The sequence below is a fragment of the Pseudomonas khorasanensis genome, from assembly GCF_014268505.2.
GTDB lineage: Bacteria > Pseudomonadota > Gammaproteobacteria > Pseudomonadales > Pseudomonadaceae > Aquipseudomonas > Aquipseudomonas khorasanensis.
Map to the genome: position 1 here is coordinate 25839 of NZ_JABWQP020000013.1, position 12122 is coordinate 37960.

A 12122-nucleotide genomic window follows, 5' to 3' on the forward strand; every position below is an offset into this window, starting at 1 on the left:
CTCGCGAATAGCTGCACTGCGGTCTTAAACCATCAACGGTGTGTCGCAATCCAGATCAGCAACCCCGCTTGAAACACCGCAAACGCCACCAGGCAAGTAATCGTGAAACGCAGCCCGGCGTCTTCGCGCTTGAACTTGCTGACTTTCTCCTCCTGCTTCTTCAGCTTCACTTCCTGCTCGGCCAGATTCTGTTCGGCCTGCTGCAGCATCTGCGCGGCTTCAAGAATCTCGACGATCTGCAGCTTTTCGCTGTTCCAGTCGCCCAGCAAGTCACCGACCTGCACAGCCTTGACGCTACCTTTGAGATGCTGCGCATCGGCGTAGGCGACCTCAAAACCGTGGGCACGCAGAAAGTGATCGCGGCGCAGACGGGTGTCTTCGTTGAGCGCGTCCTTGTTGTTCAAGTCCATCCCGTCAAACGTGTAGCCGGGCCAGCGCTTTTTCGCCCAGTTGACGCCTTGGGCGGCCAGGAAACGGCCAATGCCGCGATTCAGCGGTTCGATCTGCAAGCCGCTGTCCGGACCGAAACTCACGCGTTTGCTGGCGTGGTCGACCCACACGTCCAGAATATTCTGCTCTTTGCGCACGCGCTGGTTTGGCAGTTTGATTGCCATGCGCATCAGGCTGCGCTCTTTGCTGTTGCGCTCGGCGTAACCGAACTCGACAAAGCGCAACGGCCGGCCACCGGTGTTGCGATCGGTCTGCAGCGGCGCCAGACGGAGCATCTTGTGGTGCTCGGCATGGACATCCGCCCACGGCAGTTCGACCGCTGGCGGTGCGTCCTTTTCAGCGGTGGTGTCGGGTGAAGTCTGGGTTTCAGTCATAACGGCGAGATCCTGTCCAAGCCCTGCTTGTCGCCAGCCGATACGCTGACGACAAAGGCTTATCGGCCGTTTTTTGCGGGACTGGAGGGCAAAAAGCAGTTAACTGGAGCGAAGTCCGTCAATAAATCCGATGATCGCCGAGCCCAATTCAGCGGCCAGTGGCAAATTCGGGTCGCGGTAGGAGGCCAATTGCCGCTTCATGTCGTTGTGCACGATGCGCAGAACATGGTTCATGCCCTCGATCACCGTCAGTTCAGCGTCGGGTTTTGCAGCCTTGAGCAGCCTCGCGTCTTCGGTGCCGACCTGAATATCGTTACTGCCCTGGACGATCAGCGCAGGCATGTTCAATTGCGCAAAGGCCTTTGCCGGATCCTGACGGAACAGTGAAATCAGATACGGCTGGACGCTCGGGCGGAAAATCACTTGCAGCGGTTGCGGCACGTTGTCATCGGTGCGCCCGGCCTTGAGGCTGTCGAGCAGTTCGTTGCTGCGCAACATCAAGGGTGGCGGCAGGCTGCGCGCCAGTTGCTCGCGGATCACCTGATCGACCGGTCGCGCGCTGCCGGACAGGGAGATCACCGCCGCCGCGTCCAGCTTCGGCGCGGCGAGGCTGGCAATCAATGCACCTTCACTGTGCCCAAGGAGGACCAATTTGCCGAAACGCGGGTCTGCCTTGAGCTTTTGCCCCCAGGCCACGGCGTCCGCCGCGTAGGCTTCCACCGACAAGTTACGCTCGTCCGGCGTCGCCGCCAGGCTCGCCGCAACCCCGCGCTTGTCGTAGCGCACGCTGGCGATATTGTGTTTGGCCAGCACCCACGCCAGCCGCTTGAGGCTGTCATTGCGTCCGCCGTCAGGGTTGTTTCCGTCGCGATCCGTAGGACCGGAGCCAGAAATGATCAGGACAACCGGCACCGGGTTGTCGGATTTGGGCAGCAACAGCGAACCGAAAAGCTCCCCTGTGCCGGTATCCAATGTGACCGGGCGCTGTAGGACAGTTGCTTGGGCAAAGCCCGTAAACAGGGTAAGAGTCAATATCAAAACTCGCAGCATCATCACGCCATCATTTGCCAAGGTGCCGGTTGGACTCACCAGCACCACTAAGGTTCGAGGATGAACTACTCGGTTAGCCTGCGTATACTGGCGCGCATCAAGAATTCGGGTTTGATTTCACGGAGCGTCCTGCATGTCCGGCAATACCTACGGCAAGTTGTTCACTGTCACCACCGCGGGCGAAAGCCATGGTCCGGCGTTGGTCGCGATTGTTGACGGCTGCCCGCCGGGCCTGGAGATTTCTCTGGAAGACCTGCAGCGCGACCTCGATCGCCGCAAGCCCGGCACCAGCCGCCACACCACCCAGCGTCAGGAGGCCGACGAAGTCGAAATCCTTTCCGGCGTGTTTGAGGGCCGCACCACCGGTTGCTCGATTGGCCTGCTGATCCGCAACACCGATCAGAAGTCCAAGGACTACTCGGCCATCAAGGATCTGTTCCGCCCGGCCCACGCCGACTACACCTATCACCATAAATACGGCGAGCGCGATTACCGTGGCGGCGGGCGCAGTTCGGCCCGGGAAACCGCGATGCGCGTGGCGGCGGGGGCGATTGCCAAGAAATACCTGGCGAGCCAGGGCATTGTCATTCGCGGCTACATGAGCCAGCTCGGCCCGATAGAAATTCCGTTCAAGACCTGGGACTCGGTGGAGGAAAACGCGTTCTTCAGCCCCGATCCCGACAAAGTGCCGGAACTGGAAGCTTACATGGACCAGTTGCGTCGTGATCAGGACTCCGTGGGCGCGAAAATCACCGTTGTCGCCGAGGGCGTGATGCCGGGTCTGGGTGAGCCGATTTTCGACCGACTCGACGCCGAACTGGCCCACGCGCTGATGAGCATCAACGCGGTCAAGGGCGTGGAAATCGGCGCCGGTTTCGCCTGTGTCGCCCAGCGCGGTACCGAACACCGTGATGAGCTGACCCCGCAAGGTTTTCTCAGCAACAACGCCGGCGGCATTCTTGGCGGGATCTCGTCCGGTCAGCCGATCGTTGCGCATCTGGCCTTGAAGCCGACCTCGAGCATTACCACCCCGGGCCGCTCGATCGATGTCCATGGCAACCCGGTCGATGTCATCACCAAAGGTCGTCACGACCCTTGCGTCGGCATCCGCGCCACGCCGATTGCCGAAGCGATGATGGCCATCGTGCTGATGGATCACCTGCTGCGCCATCGTGGCCAGAACGCCGATGTGCGCGTAAGCACGCCGGTGCTGGGCCAGCTCTGATGGCGGGCCTCAAAGCCGTCGCGGCGTGACCGGCGTGGCGGCGCTTCCTTACTGGCGACTGTCCAGTTTCTACCTGTTCTATTTCGCCTTGCTCGGCTCGACGGCGCCATTTCTGGCGCTGTACTTCGATCATTTGGGCTTCAGCGCGGCGCGCATTGGCGAGCTGGTGGCGATCCCCATGCTGATGCGCTGCGTGGCGCCAAACATCTGGGGTTGGCTCGGCGATTACACCGGCCGACGCCTGGCTATCGTGCGGTTTGGCGCAGTCTGCACGCTGCTGACCTTTTCCCTGATCTTCGTCAGCCAAACGTACGCCTGGCTGGCGATGGTCATGGCCCTGCATGCATTCTTCTGGCACGCGGTGCTGCCGCAATTTGAAGTCATCACCCTCGCGCATTTGCAAAGTCAAACCTCACGTTACAGCCAGATTCGCCTGTGGGGCTCGATCGGTTTCATCATCACCGTGGTTGTGCTGGGGCGATTGTTCGAATGGCTGAGCCTGGACATCTACCCGGCAGCGCTGGTGCTGATCATGGCCGGTATCGTCCTCAGCAGTCTGTGGGTGCCGAACGCGCAACCGGCGCAAGGCAATCGGCCGGCGGGCGACGGATTTCTCAAACAACTGCGCAGCCCCGGCGTGCTGGCGTTTTATGGTTGCGTGGCGCTGATGCAGATGAGCCACGGGCCGTATTACACCTTTCTGACCTTGCACCTTGAACGGCTCGGTTACAGCCGCGGTGTCATTGGCGTGCTCTGGGCCGTGGGCGTAGTCGCCGAGGTGCTGATGTTCATGGCCATGAGCTGGATTCTGGCGCGGTTTTCCCTGCGTCGGGTGCTGATGGCGAGTTTCCTGCTGGCAGCGTTGCGCTGGGTGCTGCTCGGTTCGTTTGCTGAATTTGTTTGGGTGTTGCTGTTCGCCCAGGTTCTGCACGCAGCGACCTTCGGCAGCTTTCATGCCGCTGCCATCGCTTTCGTGCAACGTAGTTTCGGCGCACGCCAGCAAGGCCAGGGCCAGGCGCTGTATGCGGCACTGGCCGGCACCGGCGGGGCGCTCGGCGCGCTGTATTCCGGTTACAGCTGGAATGCCCTCGGCGCGGCATTGACCTTTAGTATTGCCAGTCTCGCAGCGCTTGCCGCTGCCGTTATCATTGCCACACGTATGCAAGAGGACAGGCCATGAGCCTTACCCGTGAACAACTCGCCCAACAGATCGTCGAGGCCGGGCGCTTTCTTTATGGCCGTGGCTGGTCGCCGGCCACCAGCAGCAACTATTCGACACGCCTGTCGCCAAGCGAAGCGTTGCTGACCGTGTCGGGCAAGCATAAAGGCCAGTTGGATCTGGACGACGTACTCGCCACCGACTTGTCGGGCAATAGCTTGGAACCGGGCAAAAAACCGTCCGCCGAAACCTTGCTGCACACCCAGCTTTACAGCTGGCGCGCGGAGATCGGCGCGGTGCTGCACACTCATTCGGTGAACGCCACGGTGCTGTCGCGCCTGACCCCGGAAGAGTTCATCGAGTTCGAAGATTACGAACTCCAGAAAGCCTTCAGCGGCATTTCGACCCACGAATCCCGCGTGCGCGTACCGATTTTCGACAACGATCAGGACATTGCGCGGCTCGCCGCCAAGGTGCAGCCCTGGCTCGATGCCCACCCCGACTGCGTCGGCTATCTGATACGCGGCCATGGTCTCTACACCTGGGGCGCGCAGATGAGCGATGCGTTGCGCCAGATCGAGGCCTTCGAATTCCTGTTTGAATGCGAGTTGAAAACCCGCAGCGTCATGAACCGCCAGGGCTGAGTTCACCTGAAACAGCCCGTTTGCCTGATGACATGCTGCGCCCGACCGGTCTTGAAGAGCCGGACGGCGCCGCTGATACCGAGGAATTGCCCATGAGCAGCCTGTCCGTTTATCACGTTTCCAACCCTGAAATTCCCAACAAGGTGCTGACCCATTTCGACGACATCGCCTCGACGCTGGCCGAGCAGGGCGTGCGCTTCGATCGTTGGCAAGCCGCCGCGAAGATTCAACCCGGCGCCAGTCAGGAAGAGGTCATCAGCGCCTATAAAGAGCAGATCGACAAGCTGATGACCGAGCGCGGTTACATTACGGTCGATGTGATCAGCCTCAACAGCGATCACCCGCAAAAAGCCGAACTGCGGGCCAAGTTTCTCGAGGAGCACCGCCATGGTGAGGACGAAGTGCGATTTTTCGTTGCCGGCCGTGGGCTGTTTACCTTGCACATCGACGACTACGTCTACGCCGTGCTTTGCGAAAAGAACGATCTGATCTCGGTTCCGGCGGGCACCAAACACTGGTTCGACATGGGCGAGCATCCGCATTTCGTGGCGATCCGCCTGTTCAACAACCCGGAAGGCTGGGTTGCCAATTTTACCGGCGAAGACATCGCCGGCCGCTTCCCGCGTCTGGAGGACTGAAACCGTGTCGATCAAAGCCATCCTCACCGACATCGAAGGCACCACCAGCGCGGTGAGCTTCGTTTTCGACGTGTTGTTTCCGTACGCCGCCAAACACCTGCCGGATTTTGTGCGTCAGAACGCAACCCGCGCCGATGTCGCCGAACAACTCGACGCCGTCCGGCGTGACAGCAACGAACCGCAGGCTGATGTTGAAAGGGTTGTTGAAATCCTCTTGAGCTGGATCGCCGAAGACCGTAAGGCCACGCCGCTCAAAGCCTTGCAAGGCATGGTCTGGGAGCAGGGCTATCAGGCCGGTCAGTTGAAAGGACATGTGTATCCGGACGCCGTTGACGCGCTCAAACGCTGGCACCAGGCTGGTTACCAGCTATTCGTCTATTCGTCCGGTTCGATTCAGGCGCAGAAACTGATTTTCGGTTGCTCGGAGGCGGGAGACCTGACGCCATTGTTCAGCGGCTATTTCGATACTACGTCGGGGCCAAAGCGTGAGGCGCAGTCCTATCGCAATATCCAGCAGGCGATGCGCGTGGAAGCAGAAGACATCCTGTTTCTTTCGGACATTGTCGAAGAACTCGACGCCGCCCAGTCAGCTGGCCTGAAAACCTGCGGCCTGGCTCGCGAAGGCGGGGAGCTGGAAGGGCACGTAACGGTCGATAGCTTTACGGGGATCGAACCGGAAGCATTCTAAAAAGCAGAACAAAACCTAGGTTCCGCATACAAAAAAAACAGGCCGTGAAGCGCATGCTCCACGGCCTGTTTTTGTTTAAGAGCGATTACAGCGAATGATAGGTCGGCAGAGCAAAACGCTGCTGGCTCTGCAGCATTGCGATTTGCGGCAATTCGCTGGCCTGTTCGGCCAGGTCGCGGCGGATCGCGCTGATCGCCCAGGACAGTTGGTCACCGGCATGCAATTGCTGATACGAGAGTGCGCGTTTGAAGACTTTGCCGTCGCTGCTACGCAATGTCAGCAGGATGCCACCGTCAGGACGCGGGGCAGTGCTGACTTCGTAGTTGGAGAACAGCGATGTAAATTTTTCTTGAATAAGGCTCATGTCATCAGCTCCGTATGTACTTGAAAGGCAAGCATGCGGAGGTAGTTGCAGCGATTGTGCCAGTATTTGATCGTTTAAAAATCCTTATAAATCAATTGGTTGCAGACATTGAATTTTGCGCGGGTCGTGCAATCTGCATGAATGGCCATCGTGCATCCTGCATTTTGCGTGATTATTGTCTGGCGTAGGGAACCAAACGTCCGTACCAGAATCACCCGCGCCCTCGCCATCACGACGGGATACAAATCATTGCAAAAACCGCGTGTACAGCCACGGAAGGGCTGACGTACTTTCCCTCTCGACCCTCCTCGTAAAGGCGTCGGTCAGCAAGCCAATACCCGATAACAAGAACAGCGACCTGCACGCCAGGCTCGAACGGGGAGCTTCCATGCGTCATGCACCAAATGACACGATTACCTGGGGCATGATGCTCCGCAAACTGCCGACGATCGCCAAAGCCATCCCACGGGTGGTCAAAGGCATGAAGGTGGCCAATGTCACGGATCCGACCCAAAGTTGTGGCCTGGGCTGGACGTTCGAGCAAGCGACCCTGCGCAATCCTGACGGCGTGGCCTTATTGCAGGGCGACGTTGCGTTGACCTACGAGCAGGTCAACCAGTGGGCCAATCGCATCGCGCATTATTTGAGCGAGCAGGGCATTGGCAAGGGCGACGTGGTCGCGGTGTTCATCGAGAACCGCCCGGAGTTGCTGGTGACGATTCTGGCGCTGGCCAAGGTCGGTGCGGTCAGTGCCCTGCTCAATACCTCGCTGATGCGTGACACGCTGATCCACAGTATCAATCTGGTCGCGCCCGTGGCCATTGTGGTCGGCGAAGAGCTGATCACCGCCTATGCCGCCGTGCGCGATCAGGTACCGATGGCGCCGCAGCGCACCTGGTGCGTGGCCGATCAGGACACCCACAGCCACCCGGGCATCGCGCCAGAGGGTTACGTCAACCTGATCAGCGCCAGTGCCGACGCATGCAGCCATAATCCGGCGAGCAGCGCGCAAATCTTCTTCGATGACCCGTGTTTCTACATCTACACCTCCGGCACCACGGGCCTGCCCAAGGCCGGGGTGTTCAAGCACGGGCGCTGGATGCGCAGCTCGGCGAGCTTCGGCATGATTGCCCTCGACATGCGACCCGAAGACGTCGTCTATTGCACTTTGCCGCTGTACCACGCCACCGGGCTGTGCGTGTGTTGGGGGTCGGCGATCAACGGCGCGTCGGGCTTTGCGATCCGCCGCAAGTTCAGCGCCAGTCAGTTCTGGAGCGATGTACGCCGTTATCGCGCCACTACCATCGGTTATGTCGGTGAGTTGTGTCGCTATCTGGTCGAGCAACCCGTCAGCGCAGATGACAGCCGTCACGACGTGCGCAAGATGATCGGCAACGGCTTGCGACCCGGTGCGTGGGCCGAATTCAAGACGCGCTTCGGCGTCCGGCATATCTGCGAGCTGTATGCGGCAAGTGACGGCAACATCGGTTTTACCAACGTCCTCAATTTCGACAACACCGTCGGTTTTTCCCTGATGGCCTGGGAGCTGGTCGCCTACGATCACGACAGCGGCGAGCCGCTGCGTGGCGACGACGGCTTTATGCGCAAGGTCGGCAAGGGCGAGCAGGGCCTGCTGCTGGCGCGGATCGACGACAAGGCGCCACTGGACGGTTACACCGATCCGCAGAAAACCGCCCGGGTCGTTCTACGCGACGTTTTCAACAAGGGTGATCGCTTTTTCAACACAGGCGATCTGCTGCGCAACATCGGTTTCGGTCATGCGCAGTTTGTTGATCGCCTCGGTGATACCTATCGCTGGAAGGGCGAAAACGTGTCGACGACCGAGGTCGAAAATCTGCTGCTGCAACACCCGTTGATCGCTGAGGCCGTGGCTTATGGCGTGGAAATTCCCGATAACAACGGGCGCGCCGGGATGGCCGCAATCACCCCGGCCGAATCACTGGCAACGCTGGATTTTGCCGAACTGCTGAGCTTTGCCCGGCAACGCATGCCGGCGTACGCCGTGCCGTTGTTTCTGCGGGTCAAGGTGAAAATGGAAACCACCGGTACCTTCAAATACCAAAAGACGCGCCTGAAAACAGAAGGCTTCGACCCCGGCCAGACGGGCGACGATCCGATCTTCGCCTGGCTGCCGGGGAGCGATACTTACGTGCGGATCGATGACGATATCCTCACGTCAATTCAGCAGGGCAAACTGCGTTATTGAGCCTGGCTATCGGGGCTCTCGGAAAAAAGCGAGTGACAGCCATCGTCGCCCTCGGGAAACTGTCGGCTTTCCGATTGACCGAAATGGAGTCCCCCATGTCCGACCAAAGCCGCCAGATGACCCCTGAGGAAGCTGCCGAATTCACCGAGCAGGTTTTCAACAAGGCGCGCGACGGTGATGCCCAGATGCTGGATCGCCTGGTGACTGCCGGCCTGCCGGTGAACCTGAAAAACAGCAAGGGCGATACGTTGCTGATGCTCGCCAGCTACTACGGCCATGTTGATGCTGTGAACGTGCTGCTTAAACACAAGGCCGATCCGGAAATGCGCAATGGCAATGGCCAGAGCCCGATTGCCGGTGCCGCGTTCAAAGGCGATCTTGCAGTGGTCAAGGCGCTGGTCGAGGCGGGCGCCGAGATTGAAGGCTCGTCCTTCGACGGCCGCACGGCGCTGATGATGGCCGCGATGTTCAACCGCGTTGAAATCGTCGATTACCTGATCGGCCAGGGTGCCGACCCGAAAGCGAAGGACGCCAATGGCGTGACGGCGCTGGATGCGGCCCGCACCATGGGTGCAGTTGATACCACCGCGCAACTGGAGAAACTCCTGGCCTGAACGCCTGTGGCGAGGGAGCTTGCTCCCGCTCCAGTGCGAAGCGCTGGCGAAAAGAGTGGCCCCTCGGATTTTTTTGGGGCCGGTACGCAGCCCAGCGGGAGCAAGCTCCCTCGCCACGGGTGTCGGGCGTGCTGAAGAATGCGCTATCCTTCGCGCCCTCAAAATCTACCTTCGCCACAGGATTTGCCCTCATGAAAGCCGCACTCGTCGAACTCATCAGCAAAATCAGCTCCGGCTGCATGGGCGAGGACGAGATCCTGAAAGTGGCCGACGAAGCGGCGCAGGCCTACGCCGATGCCGATGCCTTTCTGGCGGCCAACCCGGACATCAACTACGACGACACTTTCCCGATTCCGTTGGGTGAGTGGGTTGTGGTCGGCAGCCTGCCGGAAACCGTGCTGTTCCAGGCCGACACCTACGTCGATCTGTTCGCACAAATCGTCGCCTCGTTTGGTCCGGGTGTGGACTTCAATCTCAAGCCCAAGCAACTGGCCAGGACTGAAGCGCTGACCGCACTCAACCGCATCCAGGTGCAAATGAGCAGCCTGAGCAAGGAAAACGGTGGCTATACGCTGATGAACTTCAGCCAGTTGCTCGACGATGAACTGCAAATGGTGCTCGTCTATGGCAATGACGTGCCACGGGTGCTGGAGTTGTGCGCCGAGGTTGGCATTGTCGCGGCTCCTGCGCTGGAAGCCTTGAAGATCGCCGTTCACGTCTGAACGCAATAAAAGGGAACCCTGCGCGCGACCGTCTATCCTAAAAAGTGCATGCCACTATTCTGGAGCGACACCATGGGTTCCACGTTCAACGGTTTGATTGGCCTGATCATCCTTGCCCTCGACATCTGGGCGATCATCAACGTGCTCAAAAGCGGCGCCTCCACCGGGATGAAAATCGTCTGGGTGCTGCTGATCATCCTTCTGCCAGTGCTGGGCCTGATCATCTGGGCGATTGCCGGGCCGCGAGGCAGCGTCCGAATCTGACCTTGTTTTCGAGCACACCGCGATCCCTGTGGGAGTGAGCCTGCTCGCGAACACGTTGTGTCAGTCGCCATCGCCGGCGACTGATCACCCGCTTTCGCGAGCAGGCTCGCTCCCACAGTAGTTTGCGGTTGGTAAAAAATAAGCTGACGTTCGACCTGTCATCTTCGGCAACGTAGAATGCGCGCCTTTCCCGGGCAATCGTCCCCACGATGGCGCCCGCGCATTTATCGGAGCACTTGACCATGACCGTCACCAAGACCAGCGAGTACCTGGAAACCCTCTACGAAGGCTACGGCCAGCGTTTTCGCATGGAAAAACTGCTGCACGAAGTGCGCACCGAACACCAGCATCTGGTGATCTTCCAGAACCCGCGCATGGGCCGGGTCATGGCGCTGGACGGCGTCATCCAGACCACCGAAGCCGATGAATTCATCTACCACGAAATGCTCACCCATGTGCCGATCCTCGCCCACGGCACTGCCAAGCGTGTGTTAATCATCGGTGGCGGTGACGGCGGCATGCTGCGCGAAGTGACCAAGCACGCCGGTGTCGAGCACATCACCATGGTCGAGATCGATGGCACCGTGGTCGATATGTGCAAAGAGTTTTTGCCAAACCATTCTGCTGGCGCTTACGAAGATCCACGCCTGAACCTGGTGATCGATGACGGCATGCGTTTCGTCGCCACCACCACTGAAAAATTCGACGTGATCATCTCCGATTCCACCGACCCGATCGGTCCGGGCGAGGTGCTGTTCTCGGAAAACTTCTACCAGGCTTGCCATCGTTGCCTGAACGAAGGCGGCATCCTCGTGACCCAGAACGGCACCCCGTTCATGCAGATCGACGAAGTCAAAACCACCGCCGGCCGCCTGCGCAGCCTGTTCCCGGACTGGCACTTCTATCAGGCTGCCGTGCCGACCTACATCGGTGGCTCGATGACCTTCGCGTGGGGCTCGACCAACCCGGCCTACCGCAAGCTCAGCCGTGAAACCCTGCAACAGCGCTTCATCGGCAGCGGCATCGTCACCCGTTACTACAACCCGGAAATCCACATCGGCGCGTTCGCCTTGCCACAATATGTGCTGCAGGCGGTCAACAAGCCAAGCAACGATTAATACACCCCCGAAATAATCCCTCCCGTGGGAGCGAGCCTGCTCGCGAAGGCGCAGTGTCAGTCAAATCAATATCGATTGGCACTGCACATTCGCGAGCAGGCTCGCTCCCACATCGAGTCATCTGTTTTTCCTGACCACGAGCTGTAATCCTTTTGAACCAACACTCTCGGAAAAAAGTCGAGATAGAGGTAAGCCCATTAACGGGTTGATCGAGGAGGCACCGATGCAAAAGTGGAAAGTCACTTTCGTGGATGATCATGGTGAAATCGTTGATGAAGTCTTCGAACGTGAGGAATGCCCATCCGACGATGAGGCCGCACGGCTTATCAAGGAGCGGCTTCTTCCGGTCGCCGCCCAACTGGATCTGAACGATCTGGAAGGGCGCACCGCCGATGCCGGGGTGAAAAATCTCAAGACCCAGAACGGCATCGAAATCCGCAGCATCACGCCCATCTGAATACTTCCTTTCATCTTGTATAACCAGGCCTTGGCAGCAGCGCTCTCTTGGGGCTACTCTGCAATCGAGATCAGCGAATGGATCGCTAAGGTCTGGTCTTGTCAGCTACATGCTTGCTTCCCGCGCGC

Annotated in this window: 14 protein-coding genes; 11 read left to right on the top strand and 3 right to left on the bottom strand. The window is 59.4% G+C overall.

All coding sequences use genetic code 11. From position 1 onward, the window contains the following. Nucleotides 1-32: 32 nt before the first annotated feature. A complete protein-coding gene (locus tag HU727_RS21430; protein WP_186534063.1) occupies nt 33-824 on the bottom strand; it encodes a hypothetical protein in 792 nt (263 codons plus the stop codon). 99 nt (nt 825-923) lie between these two features. After that, complete coding sequence (locus HU727_RS21435; protein WP_186534062.1) at nt 924-1877, bottom strand: alpha/beta hydrolase; 954 nt, start codon at nt 1875-1877, stop codon at nt 924-926. Between the two features lie 130 nt (nt 1878-2007). On the opposite strand from HU727_RS21435, the gene aroC reads away from it, so the two are divergent. From aroC to mtnC, 5 genes are all read left to right on the top strand, one after another. Then, a complete protein-coding gene (gene aroC, locus HU727_RS21440) occupies nt 2008-3099 on the top strand; it encodes a chorismate synthase (protein WP_186534061.1) in 1092 nt (363 codons plus the stop codon). Between the two features lie 34 nt (nt 3100-3133). Next, a complete protein-coding gene (locus HU727_RS21445) occupies nt 3134-4279 on the top strand; it encodes an MFS transporter (RefSeq protein WP_186534060.1) in 1146 nt (381 codons plus the stop codon). Further along, entirely contained in the window at nt 4276-4902 is a 627-nt protein-coding gene (locus HU727_RS21450) for a methylthioribulose 1-phosphate dehydratase (RefSeq protein WP_186534059.1), read from the top strand. Before HU727_RS21445 ends, HU727_RS21450 begins: the two co-directional genes overlap by 4 nt. A gap of 92 nt (nt 4903-4994) precedes the next feature. Beyond that, nucleotides 4995-5540: a 1,2-dihydroxy-3-keto-5-methylthiopentene dioxygenase gene (locus tag HU727_RS21455; protein ID WP_186534080.1), complete on the top strand. Its 546-nt coding sequence runs from the start codon at nt 4995-4997 to the stop codon at nt 5538-5540. A 4-nt stretch (nt 5541-5544) separates the two neighbouring features. Next, complete coding sequence (gene mtnC, locus HU727_RS21460; RefSeq protein ID WP_186534058.1) at nt 5545-6228, top strand: acireductone synthase; 684 nt, start codon at nt 5545-5547, stop codon at nt 6226-6228. An 85-nt stretch (nt 6229-6313) separates the two neighbouring features. Here the strand turns inward: mtnC and HU727_RS21465 are convergent, their stop codons facing one another. Then, nucleotides 6314-6592 (bottom strand): DUF3509 domain-containing protein, encoded by a 279-nt coding sequence (locus HU727_RS21465; protein WP_016773780.1) that lies wholly within the window; start codon nt 6590-6592, stop codon nt 6314-6316. Nucleotides 6593-6980: 388 nt separating this feature from the next. Between HU727_RS21465 and HU727_RS21470 the strand changes: the two genes are divergently transcribed. The 6 genes from HU727_RS21470 to HU727_RS21495 all read left to right on the top strand — a co-directional run bounded on the left by HU727_RS21470 (nt 6981) and on the right by HU727_RS21495 (nt 11994). Continuing rightward, a complete protein-coding gene (locus HU727_RS21470; protein WP_186534057.1) occupies nt 6981-8819 on the top strand; it encodes a long-chain-acyl-CoA synthetase in 1839 nt (612 codons plus the stop codon). A 95-nt stretch (nt 8820-8914) separates the two neighbouring features. Then, entirely contained in the window at nt 8915-9433 is a 519-nt protein-coding gene (locus HU727_RS21475) for an ankyrin repeat domain-containing protein (RefSeq protein WP_186534056.1), read from the top strand. A 191-nt stretch (nt 9434-9624) separates the two neighbouring features. Beyond that, complete coding sequence (locus HU727_RS21480) at nt 9625-10155, top strand: hypothetical protein (RefSeq protein WP_186534055.1); 531 nt, start codon at nt 9625-9627, stop codon at nt 10153-10155. 72 nt (nt 10156-10227) lie between these two features. Next, nucleotides 10228-10419, top strand: a complete 192-nt coding sequence (locus HU727_RS21485) for a PLDc N-terminal domain-containing protein (RefSeq protein WP_186534054.1) — start codon at nt 10228-10230, stop codon at nt 10417-10419. A gap of 242 nt (nt 10420-10661) precedes the next feature. Beyond that, nucleotides 10662-11537: a polyamine aminopropyltransferase gene (gene speE, locus HU727_RS21490; RefSeq protein WP_186534053.1), complete on the top strand. Its 876-nt coding sequence runs from the start codon at nt 10662-10664 to the stop codon at nt 11535-11537. Between the two features lie 223 nt (nt 11538-11760). Further along, the gene (locus HU727_RS21495; protein ID WP_039763846.1) at nt 11761-11994 is read left to right on the top strand and encodes a hypothetical protein; all 234 of its coding nucleotides are present in this window, start codon (nt 11761-11763) and stop codon (nt 11992-11994) included. Nucleotides 11995-12122 lie beyond the last annotated feature (128 nt).

Excerpts from the sequence above, each read along its gene's own strand:
- HU727_RS21480 (WP_186534055.1), top strand. The coding sequence starts at position 9,625 with ATGAAAGCCGCACTCGTCGAACTCATCAGCAAAATCAGCTCCGGCTGC.
- HU727_RS21455 (WP_186534080.1), top strand. The coding sequence starts at position 4,995 with ATGAGCAGCCTGTCCGTTTATCACGTTTCCAACCCTGAAATTCCCAAC.
- HU727_RS21475 (WP_186534056.1), top strand. The coding sequence starts at position 8,915 with ATGTCCGACCAAAGCCGCCAGATGACCCCTGAGGAAGCTGCCGAATTC.
- speE (WP_186534053.1), top strand. The coding sequence starts at position 10,662 with ATGACCGTCACCAAGACCAGCGAGTACCTGGAAACCCTCTACGAAGGC.
- HU727_RS21485 (WP_186534054.1), top strand. The coding sequence starts at position 10,228 with ATGGGTTCCACGTTCAACGGTTTGATTGGCCTGATCATCCTTGCCCTC.
- HU727_RS21495 (WP_039763846.1), top strand. The coding sequence starts at position 11,761 with ATGCAAAAGTGGAAAGTCACTTTCGTGGATGATCATGGTGAAATCGTT.
- HU727_RS21450 (WP_186534059.1), top strand. The coding sequence starts at position 4,276 with ATGAGCCTTACCCGTGAACAACTCGCCCAACAGATCGTCGAGGCCGGG.
- HU727_RS21430 (WP_186534063.1), bottom strand. The coding sequence starts at position 824 with ATGACTGAAACCCAGACTTCACCCGACACCACCGCTGAAAAGGACGCA.
- HU727_RS21470 (WP_186534057.1), top strand. The coding sequence starts at position 6,981 with ATGCGTCATGCACCAAATGACACGATTACCTGGGGCATGATGCTCCGC.
- HU727_RS21435 (WP_186534062.1), bottom strand. The coding sequence starts at position 1,877 with ATGATGCTGCGAGTTTTGATATTGACTCTTACCCTGTTTACGGGCTTT.
- aroC (WP_186534061.1), top strand. The coding sequence starts at position 2,008 with ATGTCCGGCAATACCTACGGCAAGTTGTTCACTGTCACCACCGCGGGC.
- HU727_RS21465 (WP_016773780.1), bottom strand. The coding sequence starts at position 6,592 with ATGAGCCTTATTCAAGAAAAATTTACATCGCTGTTCTCCAACTACGAA.